Genomic DNA, 23,124 nt, shown 5'->3' with positions numbered 1-23,124 from the left:
CATGGAAACCCTCGACTATCGATTCGACGGCCGCACCCGCGTGCAGTTCCCGCACGATGCGGTGCTGGTGGGCGTGCTGGCTTCGGGCAACCTGGAGATCCTGCTGGAGCCTGTGGCACAGGAGGGTGCGATGACCGTGCGCATCATCACCGCTGCGCAGGGCTTCGGCAGCATCTGGCAGGCGGTGATCGCCGACTTTGCGCAACGCCATCCGCTGCGCGACGTGCGCGTGTCGATCAATGACGCCGGTGCCACCCCGGCGGTGGTCAGCCTGCGCCTGGACCAGGCCGTGGAAACCCTGCTGGCCGGAGGCAAGCCATGAGCCACGTACAACGCCACAGCTATTACGAAGCCGATGCACGCGAACGCATTGCCGGGCTGGTCGACGCGGGTTCGTTCCGCGAGTTCCTCGGCCCGGCGCGGCGGATGACGAGTCCGCACCTGGCCCAGCTCGACCAGCCCGCGGCGTTCGACGACGGCATCGTGGTCGGCGAAGCCACGCTGCAGGGCAAGCGCGTGCTGCTGGCCGCACAGCAGGGTGCATTCATGGGCGGCGGCGTGGGCGAGGTGCACGGCGCCAAGCTGACCGGGCTGCTGCGCCGCGCCGCCGACACCCGGCCTGACGGCGTGCTGCTGCTGCTGGATACCGGCGGCGTGCGCCTGCACGAAGCCAACGCCGGGCTGATCGCCATTTCCGAAATCATGCGCGCCACCCTGGGTGCACGCGCTGCCGGCGTGCCGGTGGTCGCACTGATCGGCAGCGGCAACGGCGCCTTCGGCGGCATGGGCATCGTCGCCCGCTGCTGCACCACGGTCATCATGTCCGAAGAGGGGCGCCTGTCGCTGTCCGGCCCGGAAGTGATCGAGACCGTACGTGGCGTGGAAGAGTTCGACTCACGCGATCGCGCGCTGGTCTGGCGCGTGACCGGTGGCAAGCACCGGTACCTGATCGACCAGGCGCAGGTGCTGGTGCCCGACACCATCGCAGCGTTCGCGCAGGCCGCAGCCAATGCGCTGCAGCCCGACACCAGCAGCAACGATACCGACACGGCGCTGAGCGCCCTGCAGGCCCGCCACGCCGCGTTGAAGGCACGCGTGCAGGCCTGGGGCGATTGCCGCGACGGTCTGGAGATCTGGGCCCGCCAGGGCATCGCCGAACCCGAGCGGCTGCCAGTGCTGGACACCGATGCCTTCCTCGCCGCCACCGATGGCCGGAGCCTGCCATGACTGCACCGCTGCAGACCCTGTTCGATGCGCTGTTCCCTCGTGGGCACGCCATTGCGGTGGACGATTCGGTACTGACCGGCAGCGCAGCCACCGACGATGGCGAGGTGACCGTGATCGGCACCACCGACCGCATCGAGGTCGGCGTCGACCATGCGCTCATCCTGGCCGAAGCCGTGCTGGCCAGCACCGCCGCGCACCCGCAGCGGCCGATCGTGATGCTGGCCGATACCGCCGGCCAGCGCCTGGCGCGGCGCGATGAGCTGCTGGGCATCAATGGCTACTTTGCACATCTGGCGCAGACGCTCGACCTGGCGCGCCGGCGTGGCGCGCGCCTGGTCACGCTGGTCTACGGCGAATCGGTCAGCGGTGGCTTCCTGTCCTTCGGCCTGATGGCCGACCACATCCACGCCCTGCCCGATGCGCAGGTGCGGGTAATGGACCTGCGCGCGATGGCACGGGTGACCAAGCAGCCGCTGGAGAAACTGCAGGCGCTCAGCCAGAGCTCGCCGGTGTTCGCCCCGGGCGTGGCCAACTACGTGGCGATGGGCGCGGTGGAATCGGTGTGGGAAGGCGACCTTGCCCAGCACCTGCTGCGGGCCCTGCGCGCGCCGTTCGAAGGCGACCTGCGTGCCGCACGCGGCGCTCAGCGCGGCGGTCGCATGCTGGCCGCACGCGTGGCCACAGCCGTGAGCCAGGGCGATGCCTGAGCGGCTGCCCCGCCATACGCTGGTCTGGCTGTCAGCGTACGCCGGCTGGCAGGCAGACATCGCCGCGCATGAACCGCGCTTGGCCGCCTGGTTTGCGCAGGGCCTGCCGGCCATCGTCGCCCGGCGTGCCGCCGACGATGCCGATCCCCGCCTGCGCCTGGGCGTACCGCTGCCCCCCGCCGAGGGCAAACTGCGCCTGGCCCTGCGCGTGCCGGCACACGATGTGCTGCGCACCGCGCCACCACCGGCGCTTCAGGCGGTGCTGGAAGGCGACCTGGTGCAGGACTGGCAGCGCCCCCTGCAGGCACTGCAGGACATCGCCGCGGCGCGCGTATTCGGAGCGTTCGCCTGGCAGCACCTCACTGGACTGCACTATGTGCACGCGCGCTCGGACATCGATCTGCTGTGGCGGATCGACACCACCGCGCAGGCCGATGCCCTGGCTGCAAGGCTGCAGGCATGGGAAACGCGATACGGCCGACGGGTCGATGGCGAACTGTGCCTGGCCGACGGCGCCGCCGTGAACTGGCGGGAATACGCGGGGCGCAGTCGCGAGGTCCTGGTCAAGCGCCCGGCCGGCGCCGCGCTGGAACTGCGAGAGTCCGTATTCGCCCCCGCCGGGGTGAACGCATGAACGCCGTCGCGCAGCCGACTGCCAGGCCGGCCGCCGCCGTGGACTGCGCGCGCCTGGGGCGCCTCGCCGTTGCCAGCCTGCATGCAGAACTGGCCCTGGCACCAAAACCGGGATTGGTCACGCCGTTCGACCGCGGCAGCCATCACGACATGGATGCGCGCACCTTCCTGCGCAGCCTGTTCGCGCTGCGCCACTATTTCACCGCGGTGGCCCGCCTCGGTGCAGCCGGGGCGGACTTCGAGGCGATGCGCCGGTGTGGCATTGCCGCCGAAGCCGCGATGCTGCGCGCGACCGGCGGCATCAACACCCATCGTGGCGCGGTCTTCAGTCTCGGCCTGTTGGTGGCCGCCGCCGCGGCCTGCCGCTCCCGCTTGGGCCATGCGGCCACCGGTGAGCAGGTCTGCCTGGAGGTCCGTCGCTGGGCTGCGGACTTCGCACGGGCACCGCTGGATGCAGGCAGCCCGGGCCAACGTGCGCGCGCCCTGCACAAGGTGCCAGGCGTGCGCGAACAGGCCGCCGCCGGCTACCCGCTGTTGCGCGAGGTGGCGCTGCCGGTCCTGCGCGATGCACTGGCCAATGGGCTGGCGCGCGAGGCCGCGATGTGCCACACGCTGATGCAGCTGGTCGCACACACCGACGACCTCAACCTGCTGCATCGCGGTGGTACTGAAGGCCTGCGCTGGGCGCAGCAGCAGGCCCGTCGTTTCCTGGCCGAAGGTGGTGCCTTCGCACACGATTGGCGGCCGCGCCTGCACGTCATCGCCGACGCCTTCGTTGCACGCCACCTCAGCCCCGGTGGCAGCGCCGACCTGCTTGCCTGCAGCCTCTTCCTGCTGCAGCAGGAGCGCACATGAGCCTTGCCCTGCTCTGCCCTGGACAGGGTGCGCAACATGCGGCGATGTTCGATCGCGTGCGCGACGTTGCTGCCGCGCAGCCGGTGCTCGATGCCACGGATGAACTGCTGGGCCGCGATGCATTCGCCGCCGCGGCGGCCGCCGACCGCTTTGACAATGCGAAGGCGCAGCCGCTGCTGTGCGCGGCCAGCCTGGCGCACTGGCAGGGCCTGCGCGAGGCGTTGCCAACGCCGACTGTGATCGCGGGCTACAGCATCGGGGAGTTGGCCGCACATGCCATCGCCGGCAGCTTCGACACCCCGACCTGCCTTGCCCTGGCCGCGCAGCGCGCGCGGCTGATGGATGCCGCCAGTCCGGATGGTGCCGGGCTCCTGGCAGTCCTGGGGCTGGGCCGCATTGCCACACAGCGCCTGTGCGATGCGCACGGCGCGTTCATCGCGATTGCCAATGGTGATGACCACTTCATCCTGGGGGGTGCACGGCCGTCGCTACTCGCGTTGGCGGCAGACGCGCAGGCCTTCGGCGCCGAAATCCGTCCGTTGCCGGTCCATGTGCCCGCGCACACGCCACTGCTGGCCGGCGCAGTGGCATCGTTTGCCGCCGTGCTCGAAGCAGCGCAGATGCAGGCACCACGCCTGCCCCTGCTGGCCGGCATCGACGCGCGACCGGTGCGGGATCGCACAACGGCGGTCCACACGCTGTCGGCGCAGCTGGCGCAGACCATCGAATGGGCGCAGGTGATGCGCCAGGCCTTCGAGCGTGGCGCGCGGGTGTTCCTGCAGCTGGGCCCGGGCAACGCATTGGCGCGCATGGTCGCGCCGGCCTATCCGTGCTGCGAGGTACGCGCGGTGGAAGAGTTCCAGAGCCTTGAAGGCGCTGCGGCCTGGGTGCGCAGTGCGCTGCAACGGCGGCAGTAACGGGTTCGAGCAGTACGTATCACGCAACACGCTGTACGTCGCCTTACCCCGGGGATGGCGGGTCTCCATCCGCGCTGTACGTGAGTCACGTGTCTGGGAGGGCGCATGAGTCCACAAATCGCAACGATCATCGGTCTGGTGATCATGTTCATCGTCGCCACGGCGATGCCGATCAACATGGGGGCCGTCGCCTTCGCACTGGCTTTCATCATCGGCGGGCTGTGGGTCGACATGGGCGGCAAGGAGGTCCTGGCCGGCTTTCCCGGCGATCTGTTCCTGACCCTGGTCGGCATCACCTACCTGTTCGCCATCGCGCAGAAGAACGGCACCATCGACCTGCTGGTGCACTGGGCAGTGAAAGCGGTGCGTGGCCATATCGTGGCCATTCCGTGGGTGATGTTCGTGATCACCGCGGTCCTCACCGCGTTCGGCGCGCTGGGCCCGGCGGCGGTCGCGATCATCGGCCCGGTCGCCCTGCGCTTTGCCAAGCAGTACAACATCAATCCACTGATGATGGGCCTGCTGGTCATCCATGGTGCGCAGGCCGGCGGCTTCTCGCCCATCAGCGTGTACGGCAGCATCACCAATGGCGTGGTGCAGAAAGCCGGGCTGGAAGTGACCGAAATGGCGGTGTTCCTGACCAGCCTGGGCTTCAACTTCATGATGGCGACGATCTGCTTCTTCGCTTTCGGTGGCATCGCCCTGCTGCGTCGTGGCTCGATCACCGCAGCAGGAACGATCGGCAGTGCGGAACTGGCGATGGCCGGTGGCCCGCAGGCGTCATCGCGCCAGTTCGCGATCGAAGGCCATGGCGCGCTGGTCGCGGCGGGCGGCGGCACCCTGTCCAACGATCCGGCGGCACTGGATGCAGTCAGCCTGACCCGCGAGCGGTTGTTCACCCTGATCGGCCTGCTCGGCCTGGGCGTGGCCGCGCTGATCTACAACCTCAACGTCGGCCTGGTCTCGATCACCGTGGCGGTGGCGCTGGCGCTGCTGTCGCCGCAGAGCCAGAAGGGCGCGGTCGACGGCATCAGCTGGTCCACCGTGCTGCTGATCTGCGGCGTGGTGACCTACATCGGCGTGCTGGAACATGCCGGCGCGGTGGACTTCATCGGCAACGGTGTGTCCGACATCGGCATCCCGCTGCTCGGTGCACTTCTGGTCTGCTACGTCGGCGGCATCGTCTCCGCATTCGCCTCGTCGGCCGCGGTGCTCGGCGCAACGATTCCTTTGGCCGTGCCGTTCCTGATGCAGGGTCACCTCAGCGCCGCTGGCGTGATCTGCGCGCTGGCGGTGTCGTCCACCATCGTCGATGTCAGCCCGTTCTCCACCAATGGCGCACTGGTGGTGGCTTCGGCAGCCAAGGAAGAGCGCGAGAGCCTGTTCCGTCGCTTCCTGGTGTACAGCGGCCTGGTGGTGGCCCTGGGGCCGTTGCTGGCCTGGCTGGTGTTCGTGGTGCCGGGCTGGATGTAACCGCCATCGGGTCGTGCCGGCCGCTGGCCGGTGCGGCCTGGCGTTACACTCTGCGCATGGCCATTGCCCCTGCCCCGCGGTCACCGAAGAAGCGCGCGCCTCTGTACGAAGAAGTGGCCGAACACGTGCGCGAGCGCATCTATGACTACCGGTTGCCGCCGGGCGAGTGGATCGACGAGCCCGCGCTGTGCGAAGAACTGGGCATCAGCCGTACGCCCCTGCGCGAGGCGTTGAAGCTGCTGGCAGCCGAAGGCCTGGTGCAGATCGATGCCGGTCGCGGCAGCCGGGTCACCCGGCTGACGCTGGAAGACCTCAACCAGCTGTTCCCGGTGATGGCCATGCTGGAAGGCCGTTGCGCCCACGAGGCGGTCAGGCACATCGACGATGCCGGCGTGCAACAGCTGGAGGCCCTGCATGCGGCGATGGAAGCGGCGGCGGCCGAGGGCAACATCGCCGAGTACTACCGCAACAACTACCTGATCCACGAAACCGTGCAGCATTACGCCGGCAACCCGTGGCTGATCCGCATCACCCACGACCTGCACCGCATCCTGAAGATGCATCGCGGCCGCCAGCTGCTGACCCCGGGGCGCACCGCGCAATCGCTCGCCGAGCACCGCGAGCTGATGGACTGCTTCCGTCGCCGCGACGCGCAGGCCGCCGAACGCACCATGGAACGCCACCTGCTCAGCCAGGGCCAGGCCTTGGCCGCCTATGTGGCGGCAGGCGGGCTGCTGAACGTACCGGCGCCCTTGCCCACCGAAGGCGGCGGCTGAGCGGATGTGGTTGCCGGCCAGCGGCCGGCACTACCGGACGTGACCTTGGTTGGGCTGTTGAACGTGCCGGGGGCGCTTGCCCACCGAAGGCGGCGGCTGAGGGGATGTGGTTGCCGGCCAGCGGCCGGCACTACCGGGACGTGAGCTTGGTTGGGCTGTCGAGCGTGCCGGGGGCGCTTGCCCGCCGAAGGTGGCGGCTGAGGGGATGTGGTTGCCGACCAGCGGCCGGCACTACCGGACGTGAGCTTGGTTGGGCTGTTGAACGTGCCGGGGGCGCTTGCCCGCCGAAGGTGGCGGCTGAGCGGAAGAGGTTGCCGGCCAGCGGCCGGCACTACCGGACGTGAGCTTGGTTGGGCTGTTGAACGTGCCGTGGGCGCTTGCCCGCCGAAGGTGGCGGCTGAGCGGATGTGGTTGCCGGCCAGCGGCCGGTACTACCGGGACGGGGCCTTTGGTTGGGCTGTTGAACGTGCCGGGGGCGCTTGCCCGCCGGAGGTGGCGGCTGAGGGGATGTGGTTGCCGGCCAGCGGCCGGCACTACCGGACGTGAGCTTGGTTGGGCTGTCGAACGTGCCGTGGGCGCTTGCCCGCCGAAGGTGGCGGCTGAGGGGATGTGGTTGCCGGCCAGCGGCCGGCACTACCGGGACGGGGCCTTGGTTGGGTAGTGCCGGCCGCTGGCCGGCATCCCGTAACGTCTCGTCAATCGCCACCACCGCAGCTGCCGCCGTCGCCGCCGCCGTCGCTGCCGCAATCCGGGCTGCCGGGGCTGTGCTGGCTGGCGCCGTCGCCGGAGTAGCCGCCCGCGTGATCGTAGCCACCGCCGAGACTGGTGTCGCCCCGGATCCCGGAGCCGTCGGCCGTGGCCACCGCCATGCACAGGATCGCGCCGACTGCCGGCAGCAGCCAGACCAGCAGCAGCTGCACGGTCCGGCCACCCGCCGACAGGCCATCGCGCCTGGCGATCACCACGGTGGCCACCACGTTCAGGCCCAGCACCAGCAGCACCAGCAGAAGGACAACGATCAGCATTCGGCGACTCCGTGCCTGGACTGCGTGCATTATGGCCTGCCCCCCGGCAATGGCCCTGCCCGTCATGAAGATGGGACAATGCAGGGCGCGCCGGCCTGCCTGCGGGCCGCCGGCGCCCCCCGCACCACACGGAAGAAGAAGAACAACAACATGCTGAAAGTCATTTTCGATACCGACCCGGGCGTCGACGACGCCCTGGCCCTGCTGTACCTGCACAAGCACGCCCAGATTGACCTGATCGGCGTCACCACCACCTTCGGCAATGCCTCGGTGGAGTCGACCACGCACAATGCGCTGTACCTGAAGCAGGCCTGGGGCTTTGCCGCTCCGGTCGCACGTGGCGCCGAAGGCCCGCTGCAGCCGGAGGCCACCCCGGAAGCCTGGCCGGTGCACATCCATGGCCACAATGGCCTGGGCAACCATCCGGTGCCGGCCCATCTGGACGTGGCCGCCGATGCGCGCCCGGCCCATCAGCTGATCATCGATCTGGTCCGCGCCCATCCGGGCGAAGTGACCCTGGTCGCGGTCGGCCGCATGACCAACCTGGCGCTGGCGCTGCAGCAGGCCCCGGACATCGCCGGCCTGGTGCGCGGGGTGGTGATCATGGGCGGCGCCTTCCATGTCAACGGCAACATCACCCCGGCCGCCGAGGCCAACATCTGGGGTGACGCCGAAGCGGCCGACGTGGTGTTCACCGCCAGCTGGCCGGTCACCGCGATCGGCCTGGACGTGACCACCCGCGTGGAAATGGACCGTGACGGCCTGGACACGCTGGCTGCGATCGGCGGTGCCGATGCCGAACTGGTGCGCGCGCTGTCGCAGGACTACGTGGACTTCTACCTGCAGGCCGGCCACAAGGGCATGGTCGTGCACGACTGCTGCGCCTGCATCGCGCTGACCCGACCGGAGCTGTTCCAGTTCGAACGCGCCAGCGTGCGCGTGGCCACCGACGGCGTTGCCCGCGGCATGACCATTCCCAAGCCGGAAGGCCTGGCATTCGGTCCCAGCGTGTGGGACGGCCACGTGGTGCAGTCGATCGCCATCGGCGTGGATGCGGCCGCGGTACTGGCCGACATCGAGCAGACCCTCAAGGTCTGACCCGCTAGCGCTTGGCCCTGCCCGGGACCGTCTCGGGCAGGGTCCACAGCACCGGCAGCACCAGCACCGCCACCAGCGCGATCATCGCGCCTGGCGCTGCTGCCCAGCCGCTGCGTTCCACCCACCATTGCGCCAGCCACGGCGTCGCACCGCCGAACACCGCCGTGGCCATGGTTACGCCCAGCGCCAGACCGCTGACCCGGCCTTCGCCGGGAAACTGCTCGGCCGTGGCCGGTGCCGCCACCGCGCTTACGCCGCCGGCCACGCAGGCCAGCAGCACCGCAGCCAACGCGATGCCCAGCGGCGGCGCCTGTGCCATCCACGCGAACAGGGACAGCGGCAGCAGCGCCGCCAGCACGGTCAGGCCCAACAACATCGGCCGTCGTCCGACCCGGTCGGACAACGCGCCACACAACGGTGTGATGGCGATGACCGCGACCGCCGCGATCGTCGACAGCCACAGGGCATCGCCCTCATCGTGGCCGCGCGCATGCAGGAAGGCCGGTACGTAGGTGATGCCCACGTAGTAGGTGATCGATCCCAAGGCGGAGATCGCAAAGGTGCGCGCCACCGCCAGCGGGTGGTTGCGCAGCACGTGCCGAAGCGGCGTGGCCGGGATGCTGCCCTCGCGCCGCTGGCGTTCGAACTCGGGCGATTCGTGCATGCCCGAGCGCGCAACCAGGATCACCAGGGCCAGCGCCGCGCCGACGAAGAACGGAATGCGCCAGCCCCAGCTGTCCAGCTGCGCGGTGGGCAGCAGCGCCACGGTCAGCGCGGAGATCGCTACCGCCAGCAGCGCGCCCACCTCACTGGCCGCCGAGGCCAGCGAGGTCACCAGGCCCCGCCGTCGCGCCGGTGCGCTTTCCAGCAGGTACGCCACGACACCGGTGTATTCACCGCCCACTGAGAACGCCATTACGCAGCGCAGTACCAGCAGCAGCACGCCCGCCAGGGTGCCTGCGGTGGCCGCGGTCGGCAGCAGCGCGGTGGCCAGCATCGCCGCAGCCATCAACGCCATCGAGGCCAGCAGCATCCAGCGCCGGCCAAGCCGGTCACCCAGGTGGCCAAAACACAGCGCGCCCAAGGGGCGCATCAGGTAGGACACGGCAAAGCCGGCCAGGGTGACCAGCAGGGCCTGTTCGCCGCCACCGAAGAACACCCGCGACAACACCGTGGCGAAATACAGGTACAGGGTGAAGTCGTACCACTCCACCACCGTGGACAGGCCCGCCACCCACATCGAGCGCTGCCGCGCCGCGGTCATTGCCTCTTCGCCTTCAACAGCTTCGATCCTGGTTGGGCACGTTGCATGCAGCGTGGCACGAACGGGGTGAAATACCGGTCATCGGCCATCCATTGCCGGCATGTACTGGATTTCATGGCCGGTGACGCCCCCGTCGTCGAAGCGGAAGCAGGCGTGCGCCTGCCCGCGAACCCAAGGACCGAGCAACTCAGCCCGGCAACTGCAATTCCGCCCGCAGCCCGCCGCCCTCCCGGTTGTACAGCTGCAGCGAGCCACCCAGCGACTGCGCCAGCTGCACCGCGATGGCCAGTCCCAGGCCAGTGCCACCGGTATCGCGGTTGCGCGAGCTTTCCAGCCGATGGAACGGCGCCAGCACTGCCTGCAGCTGGTCCTCGGGAATGCCAGGGCCACGGTCGGAAATGCTGATCCACACTCTGCCGGCGTCATCACGGCCCGCCTCGATCTCGACGGCACCGGCGTAACGCAACGCGTTGTCGACCAGATTGCCGACCACCCGGCGCAGCGGCTGCGGCCAGGTCTGCACGACCAGTCCAGCGGGCGCACCACCACTGACCGGCTTGCCCATGTCCTCGTAGTCGCCGACCACACTGGCCAGGAATGCGCCCAGGTCCATCGCCACTGGCGCGCCACTGGCGACGTGGCTGCTGCGCGCATAGGCCACGCCCTCACGCACCAGTTGCCCCAGGTGGTCGAGGTCGGCCAGCAGCCGCTGCTGGGTGCTGTCTTCAGGCAGGGCCTCCACCCGCAGCTTCATGCGCGTGATGGGGGTCTGCAGGTCATGCGAGATCGCGGCCAGGATCTGCAGGCGCTCACTGACATGGCCACGAATGCGTGCCTGCAGTGCGTTGAGCGCGGCCGCCGCGCCGCCCACTTCCGCAGGGCCATCTTCAGGCAGTGCCGGCCCGTCCTTGCCCGGCTGCAGATGCTCCACCGCATGCGAAAGCTGCTGCAGCGGCCGCATGGCCAGGCGCACCGCCAGCCACGCGCACACCAGCAGCAGCGCCAGCTGCACCAGCAGCACGGCGGGCAACCAACGCGCCAGCGGCAGCCCCGACGGCGTGACTTCAATGGTCACGGGGGTGCCGTCGTGCAGGCGCAGTTCCACCTCGAACCGCTCCGGCAGGCGAGCCACCTGGCGCGCCTGCAACGGATAACGGTGCTGCAGGCTGTCATCGATGACCGCGGTGACCTGGCGTGCGCGATCGGTCTGCAGCCCGGGTCCGGCCGCAGCCGGGCGCAGCAGGTAACGGTAGGTGCGCCGCTCCAGCCGCGGCACCCAGGCCGCGCGCTGGTCTGCGGGCAGGTGTTCCAGCAACGCGACGCTCACGGCCACATCCTCGTCGAGGTTGCGCAGCATCATGCTGCGGGTGGACTGGTCGCGTTCGAAGAACAGCAGGCCGAACGACAGTGCGTGGGCCAGCGCCAGTCCGCCCAGCAGCACCAGCAGCAGCCGCGCCGACAGCGTGCGCGGCCAGCGTGGACGGCGTGCGGCGGTGTTCATTCGTCCGGCCCCAGCAACTGCACCGGCACGCTGAACACATAGCCTTCGCTGCGCACGGTCTTGATGTAGGTCGGCTCGCGCGCGTCATCCCCCAGGCGCTGGCGCACGCGGCTGACCAGCAGGTCGATCGAGCGATCGAACAGTTCGGCATCGCGGCCCTGGGTGAGGCTGAGCAGCTGGTCGCGGCTGAGCACCCGATTGGCGTGATCGAGGAACACGCGCAACAGGCGGAACTCGGCGCCACTGAGTGGGTATGCGGTGTCCTGCGCATCCAGCAGATGGCGTGCGGTGGTATCCAGGCGCCACTCGCCGAAGGCCAGCTGGCGGCCGGCTTCGCTCACCTGCAGATTCGGCGGCAACATCCGGGTGCGGCGGATCACCGCAGTGATGCGTGCCAGCAGTTCGCGCGAAGAGAACGGTTTGGTCACGTAGTCGTCAGCGCCCATTTCCAGCCCGACGATGCGGTCGGTTTCGTCGTCGCGGGCGGTCAGCAGCACCACCGGCACGGCGCGATGCTTGCCGGCGCGCAGGTTGCGGCACAGGCTCAGGCCGTCCTCGCCCGGCATCATCACGTCCAGCACCACCAGATCCACGGCATGGGTATCCATCAGCGCGCGCATGGCCCGGCCACCGTCGGCCTGGCTCACGCGCAGGCCGTTGCGTTGCAGGTAATCGGCCAGCATCTGGCGGATCTCGCTGTCATCGTCGACGACCAGGATATGCGGTACGTGGTTCATTGCGTTCTCGATGAAGACGGAGGTCAGGGCCGCGCTGCGCGGCCATGGTAGCGCGGCTCAGGGGCTGGCCAGCAGGCGCTGGATCTCGGTTTCGGTGCGTGCGTAGTCGCCCTCGCCGTAATGGCGGTAGACCACCCGCCCCTGCCGGTCGAGCAGGTACAGCGCGGGCCAGAAGCGGTTGCCCCAGGTGTTCCAGATCCGGTACTGGTTGTCCTGCACCACCGGCCAGGTGATATCCAGCCGCGTGATGGCCTTGCGCACGTTACCAGGCAGCCCTTCATAGGCGAACTCCGGGGTATGCACGCCGATCACCCGCAGCCCCTGCGGCGCGTAGCGTGCATGCCACTGGTGTACATACGGCGCCACGTTGAGGCAGTTGCTGCAGGTGTAGGTCCAGAACTCGACCAGCACCACCTGCCCCCGCAACTGCTCCAGTGTGAGCGGTGGGCTGTTGTGCCAGGGCCCGCCACCATCGAACCCGGCAGCGGGAACGGCCTGGGCCGGCTGCGCATCGGCCTCCGGGCTGGGCCAGGCCATCAACAGCGCAGCCCCACCCAGCAGTCCCATCAGCAACGGCAGCGCGTACGCACGCAGCGCGGTCATCGCTCAGCCCCCCTGCTCGGCCAGCGGCAGCTCTGCCGGCTTCACTCCCGCCGCTTCCAGGATGCTGTCAGCCACCTGCGCCGGATGCGAAAGCAGCGACACATGGCTGCTGCCGATCGATTGCAGCTGTGCACCGATGCGACGTGCGGTCGCGGCCTGCAGCTGCGGCGACAGCATGCGGTCATCGCGGCTGAGCACGTACCAGCTCGGCTTGCTGCGCCATGCCGCAACGCTCACCACTTCGCCCAGCGCGCTGGCCTTCAACGGGACCTGCGTGCTGTACAGCAGCGTGGCGGACTTCTTCATCACATCCGGCGCGAAGTCCTGGGCGATGGCATCGGCCGGCAACGTCAGGTAGCCGTCCCTTTCCTGCAGTCGGGCAAGGCCCGGACCGACCGGAAAACCTTCGCCCTGTTGCGCCGAAGATTGCCCTGCATCCGGTGCGAAGGCCGCCACGTACACCAGCGACTGCACCTTCGGGTCATTGCCCGCTTCGGTGATGACCGTGCCACCCCAGCTGTGGCCGACCAGCACCACCTTGCCGGGCGCGGCGGCAATCGCGCGGCGGGTGGCGGCGACGTCGTCGGCCAACGAGGTGAGCGGATTCTGCACGGCCACCACTGGCAGCTTCCAGTCCTGCAGCGTGCTGATGACCTTGCTCCAGCTGGAGCCATCGGCGAACGCGCCGTGCACCAGGATGACGGTGGGCGGTGCAGCGGTATCGGCCTGGCCAGCGAAGGCGGGGGCGGCGGTGCCAGCAAGGGCGAGAGCGGCGGCGAGCAAAGAGGTACGGATCATGGGGAAGCACTCCGGTGTTGGGAGTGGCCATTTCCGCCTGCCGGTGTATCGGCGCTGTTTCTCCGTGGCGCGGAGTTGTACCGGACTGTAGGGCGCAGGCGGGTTTCTACAGTGGGATACATTCCGGCGCCGGTCCTGGCCGGGCACTGCCGGGTGGATATCGCCCCCCGCACGCGGGCGCGCAACGTCCCGATGTGGCTCAACGCATCGTCTTTGTAACTGACTGTACGAAACCCGGGCGCGGCCACAGTCGCTGACAAAACCCCGGGCAACGGCACACGTTGCCGATACCTGCGCCGCCTGAAATGGCCTCCATCGACCACTGGCCCGCAGGACACCACCATGATCAGCACCGCCTCTTCCGTATATACCCCCCGACTGGACGCCGTCGGCCGCTGGCTGTCACCGCTGGCGCTGCGCACGCTGCTGGCCTGGGAGTTCTTTGAATCCGGCCGCGAGAAGCTGGGCGGCCAGAACTGGTTCGCCGACCTGGAAGGCCGCTTCCCGTTCCCGTTCTCCACCCTGCCCGCGTCGCTGAACTGGCAGTTGGCCACGTGGCTGGAACTGGTGGGTGCAGTGATGCTGCTGCTCGGCCTAGCCACGCGCTCGGTGGCCTACGTCTTCTGGGTACTCACCATCGTTGCCATCGCCGCCGTGCACTGGCCCGACCAATGGAACGGCCTGGGTGAACTCTGGCAGGGCTATGCGATCACCGACCAGGGCTATGGCAACTTCAAGCTGCCGCTGCTGTTCCTGGCCATGCTGCTGCCGTTGATCCTCAACGGCGGTGGCGCACTCAGCGTGGACCGGCTGCTGGCCGGCCCCGGCCGCGCCACGGCAGGCAATGACGGCCTGGGTTGGGGCGTCAGCCTGATCGCCCTGCTGCTGCCGGTTGCCGCGCTGCTGCCCGGCATCGGCTTCGGCGGTGCCCTGCTCGGCGGTGTGCTGCTGCTGGACCATCTGCTGCGCCGTCGCCGCGCCGCCTGAGCCGACTCCCCTGTTCCCGCGCGCTTCGCTTTCCGTCGCCTCTTCGGCGGCGTCCATCCCGCACGCCCCGCGTGCTTTCCCAAGGAGTCACCACCATGTCCGTCTCGACCAAGAACACTTCTTCCTCCCGCCTGCCGCGCATCGGTGCCATCGGCATCGCCCTGGCCGGTGGCCTGCTGCTGGCCGGCCAGGCCGCCGCGATCCAACCGCTGGCGATCAGCGCGGTGGCCATGAGCGCCGCCGCCGAAGGCAAGTGCGGTGAAGGCAAGTGTGGGGCCAACAAGGCCACCACCGGCAAGCCCGCTGGCAAGGCCAAGGTGGCCGAGGGCCAGTGTGGCGAAGGCAAGTGCGGCGACGCCTCGTTTGCCCGCACCGACCGCGACCACGACGGCCGGGTCTCGCGTGCCGAGTTCAACGCTGTGGCTGCCACGCGTGCCGCCGAATTCGACCGCATCGACACCGACCACGACGGTTACATCAGCGAACAGGAGGCGCACGACTACCTGCGCAGCGTCTACACCGCCAACGGCAAGCCGATGCCCAAGGGCCTGTTCGCCCGCGTTGCCGACTGATCGACGTCCAACCGGCGCCGCCATCAGGGCGGCGCCCTCTCGCTGGAGCATCCGCCATGTCCCTGCCCCTGCCCCCCACTGCTGCCGGCCTTGGCCTGCGCCGCGGACTGATCGACGAACTGCTGGCAACACCGGCCGGCAGCATCGACTTCCTCGAGGTCTCCCCCGACAACTGGATCGGCGTCGGCGGTGCTCATGGCGCCGCGCTGCGCCAGCTGAGCGAGCGGCACCCCTTGACCTGCCACGGCCTGTCGCTGTCGCTGGGCGGTCCTGATCCGCTGGACCGTACCCTGCTGGCGCAGACCCGTGCCTTCCTCGACCTGCACCAGGTACAGCTGTACAGCGAACACCTGAGCTACTGCGCCGCCGGTGGCCACGTCTACGATCTGCTGCCACTGCCATTCACTGCCGAGGCCGTTCACCATGTCGCCGGCCGCATCGCCCAGGTGCAGGACGTGCTGGCGCGGCGCATCGCCGTGGAGAACATCTCCTACTACGCCGTTCCCGGCGCGGACATGAGCGAGATCGACTTCATCAACGCCGTGCTCACCGAGGCCGACTGCGACCTGCTGCTGGACGTCAACAACGTCTTCGTCAACGCCTGCAACAACGGTTACGACGCCTTCGAATTCCTGGCCCGCGTGCCGGCCCAGCGTGTCGCCTCGCTGCACGTGGCGGGCCACTTCGATGAAGACGATGGCTTCAAGATCGATACCCATGGTGCGCCGGTGAAAGGCGTGGTCTGGGCGCTGTTGCGCGAGGCCTACATGCGGGTGGGCGTGCGTCCCACACTGCTCGAACGCGACTTCAACTTCCCGCCACTGGCCGAGCTGCTGGCCGAGGTTGCGCAGATCCGCCAGGTGCAGGTTGAGGCACGTTGGCCGGAGGTGGTCCATGGCTGAGTCGTTGGCCACCCTGCAACGGCGTTGGGCCGACCATGTGCGCGACCCATCAGTGGCCGCACCCGATGGCATCGAAGCACGCAGGCTGGCGGTATACCGCCGCCTGTGCATCGACAGCCTGGACAGTCTGCTGGCCGGCAGCCTGCCGCACCTGCGACAGCAGTTGGGCACGCCGCGCTGGCGCGACACGGTGGAGCACTACTACGCCCGCCACACCTGCCAGACCGCGTTGTTCCCACGGATCGCCGACGAGTTCGCGGCCTGGCTGGCGGTGCAGGACACGCTGGCACTGCCGGGCTGGGCGGCGGAACTGGCGCACTACGAGAGCACACGGCAGTCGCTGTACATCGAAGCGCGTGACGCCGGGCGTTTGCTGCAGCGCGTACCCGAGGACAGTGATGTGCTGGCGGTGTCGCCGTTGGCAAGAGTGCTTGGCTACCAGTGGCCGGTGCACGAGGACGAGGGGCCGGGGTCGGTGCTGAGCACTGCGCCCATGCTGCTGCTGATCCGGCGCCTCGCCGATTTCAGCCTGCAGGTCGAGCAACTGTCGCCGCTGGCCTACGCGCTGCTATCGGTCTTTGGTGACGACGGCGCCGCTGTGGAAGCGGCACTGCGGGCGCTGTCCCAGGCACATGGCGTGGCAACGGATGCATTGCGCGTGGCCTGCGCGCCCGTTCTGGACGAACTGTGCGCGGCAGGCGTGCTGGTTGCATTGCCTTCTTCCTGAGGTTGCCGGCCAGCGGCCGGCACTACCCGTTCCTTGACCGGCCGGCGGCCGGCACGACCCGCCCCCTACTTCGAGGTCTCACCATGGCTGCATCCAATACTCCCTTCCTGCACGGCTGGCGCCTGTTCGTGGCCATCGCCGTGGTCCTGATCGCGTTCGCGCTGGTGGCCTTCGCCCTGCATCCCGATGCAGCCGAAGGCAGCCGTGCGGCGATCCGGGTCACTGCACGCACGTCGTTCCTGCTGTTCCTGGCGGCGTTCACGGCATCGTCATTCGCCAGCCTGCTACCGGGCCCATTCACCCGGTTCCTGCTGCGCGAACGGCGCACTGTCGGCCTGTCCTTCGCGTTCTCGCACCTGCTGCACGCAGTCGCCATCACCAGTTTCGGCATCCTCAATCCGGCGTTCTGGCCTGCACGATCCGCGCTGGCCAACCTTCCGGGCACGGTGGGCTACCTCGCCATCCTGGCGCTGGCCATCACCTCGCACCGGGGGCTCGCCCGGCGCATGGGGCCCACCGCCTGGCGTCGCCTGCACGTCACCGGCATGTGGATCATCGCGGCGGTGTTCACCTACTCGTACTTCAAGCGCGTGCCGGGCAACGTCTGGTATGCGGTGCCGTCGGCACTGCTGTTCACCGCCTTCGTGGTGCGCTGGATCGCCAAGCGGGCGCAGGCGCTGCGCCGAAGCGCGCATGCGCGGCCACCGCTGCGGACGGCCTGACGACCCGGGGCCAGATCCCTTTCCCCAGGAAAAGGGATCTGACCCACTTCAGGTCTCGGTGCGCGGCGCAGTGTCACCAGGGTGATCTCCGACGGCACGCCGATGCGTGCCGGGAAACCGGCCCAGAGGCCCGCACCATTGCTCACGTACAGCGTCATCCCATCCACGTCGTAGCGGCCGGAGACGAAGCCACCATTGGCCCGCTTCACCAGTTGGTCCATGCCGATGATCTGCCCGCCGTGGGTATGGCCGGACAGCTGCAGTTTGACGCCGCGCGCCGCTGCCTCGCCCGCATTGCGCGGGCGGTGATCGAGCAGGATCACCGGCGCGGCGGGATCGGCACCGGCCAAGGCGGCGTCCAGATCCGGCAGCGGCAGGCCGTAGCGTGCGGCCACCGGATCGGTGACCCCGGCAATGGTCAGCGCCGCGTCACCACGGCGCACCTGCAGGTGGCTGTTCTCCAGCACCTGCATGTGCAGCGCGCGGAACGCCTGCATCCATGCCTGGTACTGCGCGTAATACTCGTGGTTGCCGGTGATGGCGACAACACCGTCCGGCGCCCGCAGATCCGCCAGTGGGCGCGCGTCGTCACGGCGGGCCTCGACACTGCCGTCGATCAGATCGCCGGTGATCACGATCAGGTCCGGCGTCAATGCGTTGCTCTCATCCACCACCCTGCGCACCCAGTCGCCGGTCAGCAGACGGCTGGCATGGATGTCGGTCAGCTGCAGCACGCGATAGCCGTCGAACGCAGCGGGCAGCCCGGCAATGCTCACCTCGATCTGCCGGGGCTGGGGCACTGCCATGCCCTGGCTGACACCATAACCACTGACCAGCAGGGCCAGCACGCCAGCCGCCGGCCGCAAGCGCCGCGTGCGCAATGCGGCGACCGCACGAGGCCAGCGCAGCAGGCGGGACGCGAGCAGGCCCACATCCATCGCCAGCATCAGCAACGCCAGCAGCAGCACCGCCGTGGAGCCGGTGGCCAGCGTGGCGATGGCCAGCTTCGGGATTTCCGGCGACGCCATCGTGCCCCAGAAGGTGGCGACGATACGCAGCTGCACGGCTACGCCCACCAGCAGCAGCGACAGCACGACCTTCAGCCAAGTGGGCATGCGCAGTGGCCAGAACAGGCGCCAGGCCACATACAGGCCCATCAACAAACCGATCGTACTCAGCACTGCAACCATCCTGGAAAGAAAGCGGGCCGCCATGGTGACGGCTGCGGGTCGTGTTGTGTAGAGCCGCGCCCAGGCTCAGCGTCTCAGCATGCAGCCGAGCCTGGGCTCGGCTCTACAACAACAGGTGGGTCAGGCCATTCCGTCGAGGCGTTCCACCCGCAGGCGGGCGATACGGCGCTTCTCCATCGCCAGCACGGTGATGCGCACGCCCGCCACCTCCACCGCATCGCCGATGTCCGGCAGCCGGCCCAGCTGCTCCAGCACCAGCCCGGAGATGGTCATGTAGTCGGCACTGCGCGGCAGCGACACGCCGGCCAGGCGCTGCAGGTCGTCCAGGGTCAGTGCACCGTCGGCCTCCCACTGGCCCTCGCCCTGCGCGACCACGCCATAGCGCTCGTCCTGGGTATCGACCAGGTCACCGGCAATCGCCGCCAGCAGGTCGTTGGCGGTCACCAGTCCTTCCACGCTGCCGTACTCGTCCACCGCAACCGCCAACGGCACCGGGTGCTGACGGATCAGTTCCAGCGCCTGCAGCGCGCTGGCGCTGGACAGCACGTACTGCGGCTCGCGCAGGTTGCCTTCCAGGTGCAGGCGCCTGCCCTGCAGCAGGTCGGCCAGCAGATCGCGGCTCTGCACCACGCCACGCAGGCTGTCCAGGTCACCCTCACCCACCAGCAGGCGGGTATGCGGCGACGCCACCAGGCGCGCCACGACGTCCTCCTGCCCACGCGCCAGGTCGATCCACTGCACGTCGGCGCGCACGGTCATCACGCTCGACACCGGGCGATCGGCCAGGCCCAGCACGCTGCGGATCATCTCGTGTTCGGCCGGCTGCAGGCGCTCTTCAGCGTCCACCTGCGCGTCCACGCCTTCATCGTCCTGGCCATTGGCCGGGCGCGCGCCGAGCATGCGCAGCACGGCATCGGCGGTGCGCTGGCGGAACGGCAGGCGGCGCTCGTTGCGCTCGCGGTTGAAACGCACCCACTGGTTGAACGCCTCGACCAGGATCGAGAAGGCGATCGCTGCGTACAGGTAGCCCTTCGGGATCTTGTAGCCCAGCCCTTCGGCCACCAGGCTGAAGCCGATCATCAGCAGGAAGCCCAGGCACAGCACCACCACCGTGGGATGCTTGTTGACGAATCGGGTCAGCGGCTTGCTGGCCAGCAGCATCAGCGCCATGGCGATGGTCACGGCCGCATACATCACGCCCAGGTTGTCGACCATGCCGACGGCAGTGATCACCGAGTCCAGCGAGAACACCGCATCGAGCACCACGATCTGCGCCACCACCATTGCGAAGCTGGCGTAGACCTTCTTGCCATCCTCGTGGTGTTCGCGGCCTTCCAGCCGTTCGTGCAGCTCCATGGTGCCCTTGAACAGCAGGAACAGGCCACCGCCCAGCAGGATCAGGTCACGCCCGGAAAAACTGTGGTCGAACAGCGTGAGCAGCGGCGCGGTCAGCTTCATGATCCAGGCCAGTGCAGCCAGCAGCACCAGCCGCATCAGCAGCGCCAGCGCCAGGCCGATCACCCGCGCGCGGTCGCGCTGGTGCGGTGGGAGCTTGTCGGCCAGGATCGCGATGAACACCAGGTTGTCGATGCCGAGAACGATCTCCAGCACGACCAGGGTTGCAAGGCCCATCCAGATCGAGGGGTCAGCCAACCATTCCATTTCAGGTCCGTTTCTTCAGTAGGTAGGGGAAAAGGGTGTCCACTCAGTCCGCGTCCTGCGCCTGCGCCGGGTCATGCCCGAGCAGGTCGCCGGGCGTGCACTGCAGCTCGCGGCAGATCGCATCAAGGGTTGAAAAGCGGATGGCGCGCGCCTTGCCGGTCTTCAGGATCGACAGGTTGGCCAGGGTGATGTCGATGCGCCCGGCCAGCTCGGACAAGGTCATGCCCCGTTCCTGCAGCATGCGGTCCAGGGTGATGACAATCGCCATCAGATGACACCATCGAGGTCATCGCGCATCGCCGCGCCCACAGCGAATACGCGTGCCAGCACGAACAGCATCAGCACCGCCACCAGGCCGGTGATCGACATGCCGCCGCCCACCTCCATCCAGGTGAAGTCGGGGCCCATCCAGGCCGCGTAGGCGCCGATCAGGATCGACAGCAGCTCCATCGCCAGCATCAGCCAGGCCATGCGCTGCAGGCGCTGTGCGTTGGCGTGGGTGAACGGCCGCTCGCGCGCCGCCGATTTCAGCAGCCGCAGCAGATGGCGCAGGAACAGCAGGCACAGCACCAGCAGCGCGACGATTGCGCCCAGGCCCAGGCAGAAATGCAGGAACAGGTCATTGCCGTGCGCGGCGGCGGCACCGGCGTCATGGACGCTGTCGAGCAGCCAGCGGCGGTCGTGGGCGACCAGCGGCACGGCCAGCAGTGCGGCCAGGATGCCCAGCCAGCACATCGCGCGCACCGCCTGGACGGCGGCCTGGGCCAGGGTAAACAGGCCTCGCGCCGGTCTGACGCGGGCGGGACGAGCGGTCAAGCGGCCTCCGGCATTGGAGCGGCCTCGCCGCCCCGGGTGGATTTATCGATAAACGATATACCACAACCAGCGTGAAAGGCTGAACCGTGCTCGGGGGTTCCGATCAGGGCCCCGGCGTGCTCTGCTCCCGCATCGCCTCACCGGGCGTCACCGAGGCCATCGCCTGCACGCCTACCTCCGGCGCCTGCCGCGTCACCAGCCGGAAGCGCGCATGCAGCTTGGCCTGTCCCGGCGCAGCCCAGCCGTACTGGATCGCGACCTGGTCGGCCGACAACGGCCCACGGCCCGGCAGCGAGCGTGCCTGCAAGGGCTTCGGTGCGGCCTGCACCAGTCGTGCAAAACCCTTCTGCACCACAGCCGCATCGGCCTTTTCCGCATACACCGAGCAGGTGCCATCATCGGCCCAGCTGACCGCATAACGGCCGCTGGCCAGCGGCACCATCCAGGCCACGCCCGGCTGCCCCTGCAGCAGGGTCGCGGCCTCGGCCGGCGGCAGCGGCGACAGCCCGTTGGATTCCATCAACGACTGCAACCGCGCCGGCGCGCCGATGTGCTGCATGCAGGCGGTATCGAACAACTCGCTGAAGGAGTCCTGCGGCTGTGCGTTGGCCTTGGCTGCGCGTGCAGGCGGCGCTGCCGCCAGGGCAGGCAGCAGGGCCAGGATCAGCCAGATGGCAGGGCGCATTGGAACTCCACGGTGCGGAACGCAGCGGGGAGGATGGCAAAGCCCGGGCGCGGCGCGCAACGGCTGCGTTGCCCTACCACCGCCGGGTCAGACTGTGAGCTCGCCCTCGTCCTCGCCATCCCAGTAGTGGATGCGGCTGGCGCGCACATGGATCAGTACCAGCCCCGGTGTATCCACGCCCTGTTCGAACCAGCGCTCCAGGTCCTTCACCCAGTGCTGGCTCATCGTGGCCCGGTCGCGCACCAGCGCAGCCCTGCCCTGCACGTGCACGAACAGCGGCGGCTTGCCCAGCAACGATTTGCTGCCGGAAAACCCCAGGGCAACGGCCGGGTCAGCTTCAATCTCTTTCACCATGTCGGTGTCTTCGGTAGTGAAGAACCAGCTGTCACCGTCATAGTCCACGTCGCCGTTGTTGCTCATCGGACGGCCGGCAATCTCTCCACCGGCGTGGGTCTGAAGCAGGGTGAAATCAATGCCGGCCATTTTCTTGGCCAGTTCGGGCAGGGTGAGCTGGGTCATGGCGTCGTCCTTCATCGGATGGAATTCCAGCCTCTGCGCAGCGCGGTGACCGAAGCGTGGATGGCCAGTTGCGGCCTCTTCACAGGAAACGAGATAGAGCCCATGGCGCGTGCGTGACGCATGCCTCAACACCACACTGGCGTTAACGGCAGATGGAGGAACGGCCCTGCAAGCCGCGACGCGTCCCTAACGGCGTGCTGCCCCAGAATCGCGCTACCCCGTCGCACGACCGGCATGGCCGCCGGCGTGCGGGCGGCGACTCCTCCGCAACCGCATGGCCTCCACATGGACTTGTTCGCTTGGCTCGCGTTCGGCTGCTACCTGCTGGCGTTCGTCATTGTCGCGCTGTTCGCCGCGGCCTACCTGAGGCGTTCCGATTTCATGCCCTACCACGGCCAGGCGGTCGGCCTGCCGTGGGCTGCGGTTGAACCCCGCATGCAGGTGCTGGTGATGGCCCTCATCCGCGTGGTGGGGGCAGGCTGGATCGCGCTGGCCGGCGCCGGCGTGATGCTGGCCTGGCTGATTTTCTTCGGCGGTCACTTCGCGCTGCCACAGCTGCTGGCGTTCCAGTTGTTCTGCCTGGTCGCCACCGTCCCGCCGGTGCTGGTCGCCTCCGGCGTGCGGCGACGCACCGGTGCGCGTACCCCGGTATCCACTGGCGCGGCCGTGGTGCTGCTGTCGCTCCTCGGCTTCGTGCTGGCCGTGCTGTCACTGTCCCGGTGAGTTCC

General features: G+C 68.7%; 26 protein-coding genes and 1 pseudogene. 15 read left to right on the top strand and 12 right to left on the bottom strand.

Going from position 1 to position 23,124, the window contains the following annotated elements; translation table 11 throughout:
* Nucleotide 1 precedes the first annotated feature (1 nt).
* The 8 genes from mdcC to NSQ78_RS06105 all read left to right on the top strand — a co-directional run bounded on the left by mdcC (nucleotide 2) and on the right by NSQ78_RS06105 (nucleotide 6,588).
* A complete protein-coding gene (mdcC, locus tag NSQ78_RS06140) occupies nucleotides 2–322 on the top strand; it encodes a malonate decarboxylase acyl carrier protein (RefSeq protein ID WP_053462440.1) in 321 nt (106 codons plus the stop codon).
* Nucleotides 319–1,227: a biotin-independent malonate decarboxylase subunit beta gene (locus NSQ78_RS06135; protein ID WP_064237878.1), complete on the top strand. Its 909-nt coding sequence runs from the start codon at nucleotides 319–321 to the stop codon at nucleotides 1,225–1,227. The genes mdcC and NSQ78_RS06135 overlap by 4 nt, the downstream gene beginning before the upstream one ends.
* Nucleotides 1,224–1,934: a biotin-independent malonate decarboxylase subunit gamma gene (gene mdcE, locus NSQ78_RS06130; protein WP_064237877.1), complete on the top strand. Its 711-nt coding sequence runs from the start codon at nucleotides 1,224–1,226 to the stop codon at nucleotides 1,932–1,934. Before NSQ78_RS06135 ends, mdcE begins: the two co-directional genes overlap by 4 nt.
* Nucleotides 1,927–2,568, top strand: coding sequence for a malonate decarboxylase holo-[acyl-carrier-protein] synthase (mdcG, locus tag NSQ78_RS06125; protein ID WP_064237876.1), 642 nt, complete (start codon nucleotides 1,927–1,929; stop codon nucleotides 2,566–2,568). Before mdcE ends, mdcG begins: the two co-directional genes overlap by 8 nt.
* Nucleotides 2,565–3,422, top strand: a complete 858-nt coding sequence (gene mdcB / locus NSQ78_RS06120) for a triphosphoribosyl-dephospho-CoA synthase MdcB (protein ID WP_149901884.1) — start codon at nucleotides 2,565–2,567, stop codon at nucleotides 3,420–3,422. Before mdcG ends, mdcB begins: the two co-directional genes overlap by 4 nt.
* The gene (gene mdcH, locus NSQ78_RS06115) at nucleotides 3,419–4,339 is read left to right on the top strand and encodes a malonate decarboxylase subunit epsilon (RefSeq protein ID WP_064237875.1); all 921 of its coding nucleotides are present in this window, start codon (nucleotides 3,419–3,421) and stop codon (nucleotides 4,337–4,339) included. The genes mdcB and mdcH overlap by 4 nt, the downstream gene beginning before the upstream one ends.
* 105 nt (nucleotides 4,340–4,444) lie before the next feature.
* Nucleotides 4,445–5,812 (top strand): SLC13 family permease, encoded by a 1,368-nt coding sequence (locus NSQ78_RS06110; protein ID WP_049465216.1) that lies wholly within the window; start codon nucleotides 4,445–4,447, stop codon nucleotides 5,810–5,812.
* Between the two features lie 56 nt (nucleotides 5,813–5,868).
* Nucleotides 5,869–6,588, top strand: a complete 720-nt coding sequence (locus NSQ78_RS06105) for a GntR family transcriptional regulator (protein ID WP_064237874.1) — start codon at nucleotides 5,869–5,871, stop codon at nucleotides 6,586–6,588.
* 695 nt (nucleotides 6,589–7,283) lie between these two features.
* Here the strand turns inward: NSQ78_RS06105 and NSQ78_RS06100 are convergent.
* The gene (locus tag NSQ78_RS06100; RefSeq protein WP_064237873.1) at nucleotides 7,284–7,613 is read right to left on the bottom strand and encodes a hypothetical protein; all 330 of its coding nucleotides are present in this window, start codon (nucleotides 7,611–7,613) and stop codon (nucleotides 7,284–7,286) included.
* A gap of 150 nt (nucleotides 7,614–7,763) precedes the next feature.
* Between NSQ78_RS06100 and NSQ78_RS06095 the strand changes: the two genes are divergently transcribed.
* On the top strand, nucleotides 7,764–8,711 hold the full coding sequence (locus NSQ78_RS06095) for a nucleoside hydrolase (RefSeq protein WP_053506836.1): 948 nt from the start codon (nucleotides 7,764–7,766) through the stop codon (nucleotides 8,709–8,711).
* 4 nt (nucleotides 8,712–8,715) lie between these two features.
* Here NSQ78_RS06095 and NSQ78_RS06090 read toward each other — a convergent pair whose 3' ends face one another.
* The 5 genes from NSQ78_RS06090 to NSQ78_RS06070 all read right to left on the bottom strand — a co-directional run bounded on the left by NSQ78_RS06090 (nucleotide 8,716) and on the right by NSQ78_RS06070 (nucleotide 13,614).
* Nucleotides 8,716–9,975, bottom strand: coding sequence for an MFS transporter (locus NSQ78_RS06090; protein WP_053462433.1), 1,260 nt, complete (start codon nucleotides 9,973–9,975; stop codon nucleotides 8,716–8,718).
* Between the two features lie 187 nt (nucleotides 9,976–10,162).
* Complete coding sequence (locus NSQ78_RS06085; RefSeq protein ID WP_064237872.1) at nucleotides 10,163–11,476, bottom strand: HAMP domain-containing sensor histidine kinase; 1,314 nt, start codon at nucleotides 11,474–11,476, stop codon at nucleotides 10,163–10,165.
* Nucleotides 11,473–12,213, bottom strand: coding sequence for a response regulator (locus tag NSQ78_RS06080; protein ID WP_064237871.1), 741 nt, complete (start codon nucleotides 12,211–12,213; stop codon nucleotides 11,473–11,475). The genes NSQ78_RS06085 and NSQ78_RS06080 overlap by 4 nt, the downstream gene beginning before the upstream one ends.
* A gap of 57 nt (nucleotides 12,214–12,270) precedes the next feature.
* Nucleotides 12,271–12,816, bottom strand: a complete 546-nt coding sequence (locus NSQ78_RS06075; protein WP_053462430.1) for a redoxin family protein — start codon at nucleotides 12,814–12,816, stop codon at nucleotides 12,271–12,273.
* 3 nt (nucleotides 12,817–12,819) lie between these two features.
* A complete protein-coding gene (locus NSQ78_RS06070; protein WP_057494167.1) occupies nucleotides 12,820–13,614 on the bottom strand; it encodes an alpha/beta hydrolase in 795 nt (264 codons plus the stop codon).
* A gap of 342 nt (nucleotides 13,615–13,956) precedes the next feature.
* On the opposite strand from NSQ78_RS06070, the gene NSQ78_RS06065 reads away from it, so the two are divergent.
* The 5 genes from NSQ78_RS06065 to NSQ78_RS06045 all read left to right on the top strand — a co-directional run bounded on the left by NSQ78_RS06065 (nucleotide 13,957) and on the right by NSQ78_RS06045 (nucleotide 17,524).
* Complete coding sequence (locus NSQ78_RS06065) at nucleotides 13,957–14,601, top strand: DoxX family protein (RefSeq protein WP_064237870.1); 645 nt, start codon at nucleotides 13,957–13,959, stop codon at nucleotides 14,599–14,601.
* A 95-nt stretch (nucleotides 14,602–14,696) separates the two neighbouring features.
* Nucleotides 14,697–15,173, top strand: a complete 477-nt coding sequence (locus tag NSQ78_RS06060) for an EF-hand domain-containing protein (RefSeq protein ID WP_064237869.1) — start codon at nucleotides 14,697–14,699, stop codon at nucleotides 15,171–15,173.
* 56 nt (nucleotides 15,174–15,229) lie between these two features.
* The gene (locus tag NSQ78_RS06055; protein WP_064237868.1) at nucleotides 15,230–16,075 is read left to right on the top strand and encodes a DUF692 domain-containing protein; all 846 of its coding nucleotides are present in this window, start codon (nucleotides 15,230–15,232) and stop codon (nucleotides 16,073–16,075) included.
* The gene (locus NSQ78_RS06050) at nucleotides 16,068–16,802 is read left to right on the top strand and encodes a putative DNA-binding domain-containing protein (RefSeq protein ID WP_064237867.1); all 735 of its coding nucleotides are present in this window, start codon (nucleotides 16,068–16,070) and stop codon (nucleotides 16,800–16,802) included. Before NSQ78_RS06055 ends, NSQ78_RS06050 begins: the two co-directional genes overlap by 8 nt.
* A gap of 83 nt (nucleotides 16,803–16,885) precedes the next feature.
* Nucleotides 16,886–17,524, top strand: a complete 639-nt coding sequence (locus tag NSQ78_RS06045) for a ferric reductase-like transmembrane domain-containing protein (RefSeq protein WP_080473112.1) — start codon at nucleotides 16,886–16,888, stop codon at nucleotides 17,522–17,524.
* 56 nt (nucleotides 17,525–17,580) lie between these two features.
* Here NSQ78_RS06045 and NSQ78_RS06040 read toward each other — a convergent pair.
* The 6 genes and pseudogenes from NSQ78_RS06040 to NSQ78_RS06015 form a co-directional block, all read right to left on the bottom strand.
* Nucleotides 17,581–18,714, bottom strand: a pseudogene (locus NSQ78_RS06040) (metallophosphoesterase); the annotation flags it as partial.
* Nucleotides 18,715–18,834: 120 nt separating this feature from the next.
* Entirely contained in the window at nucleotides 18,835–20,376 is a 1,542-nt protein-coding gene (locus NSQ78_RS06035) for a TerC family protein (protein ID WP_064237866.1), read from the bottom strand.
* Nucleotides 20,377–20,419: 43 nt separating this feature from the next.
* Nucleotides 20,420–20,644, bottom strand: coding sequence for a helix-turn-helix transcriptional regulator (locus NSQ78_RS06030; protein ID WP_005408494.1), 225 nt, complete (start codon nucleotides 20,642–20,644; stop codon nucleotides 20,420–20,422).
* Nucleotides 20,644–21,111 (bottom strand): DUF2975 domain-containing protein, encoded by a 468-nt coding sequence (locus NSQ78_RS06025; RefSeq protein WP_049467337.1) that lies wholly within the window; start codon nucleotides 21,109–21,111, stop codon nucleotides 20,644–20,646. Before NSQ78_RS06025 ends, NSQ78_RS06030 begins: the two co-directional genes overlap by 1 nt.
* A gap of 184 nt (nucleotides 21,112–21,295) precedes the next feature.
* Nucleotides 21,296–21,877, bottom strand: a complete 582-nt coding sequence (locus NSQ78_RS06020) for a hypothetical protein (protein WP_064237865.1) — start codon at nucleotides 21,875–21,877, stop codon at nucleotides 21,296–21,298.
* Nucleotides 21,878–21,964: 87 nt separating this feature from the next.
* Nucleotides 21,965–22,396, bottom strand: coding sequence for a pyridoxamine 5'-phosphate oxidase family protein (locus NSQ78_RS06015; protein WP_064239624.1), 432 nt, complete (start codon nucleotides 22,394–22,396; stop codon nucleotides 21,965–21,967).
* Between the two features lie 285 nt (nucleotides 22,397–22,681).
* Between NSQ78_RS06015 and NSQ78_RS06010 the strand changes: the two genes are divergently transcribed.
* Nucleotides 22,682–23,119, top strand: coding sequence for a hypothetical protein (locus NSQ78_RS06010; protein WP_049467343.1), 438 nt, complete (start codon nucleotides 22,682–22,684; stop codon nucleotides 23,117–23,119).
* Nucleotides 23,120–23,124 lie beyond the last annotated feature (5 nt).

Origin of the sequence: Stenotrophomonas sp. FSL W7-1447, from assembly GCF_037966425.1 — a bacterium.
Lineage (GTDB): Bacteria > Pseudomonadota > Gammaproteobacteria > Xanthomonadales > Xanthomonadaceae > Stenotrophomonas > Stenotrophomonas pavanii.
This window is presented reverse-complemented; position numbering and strand designations above follow the sequence as displayed.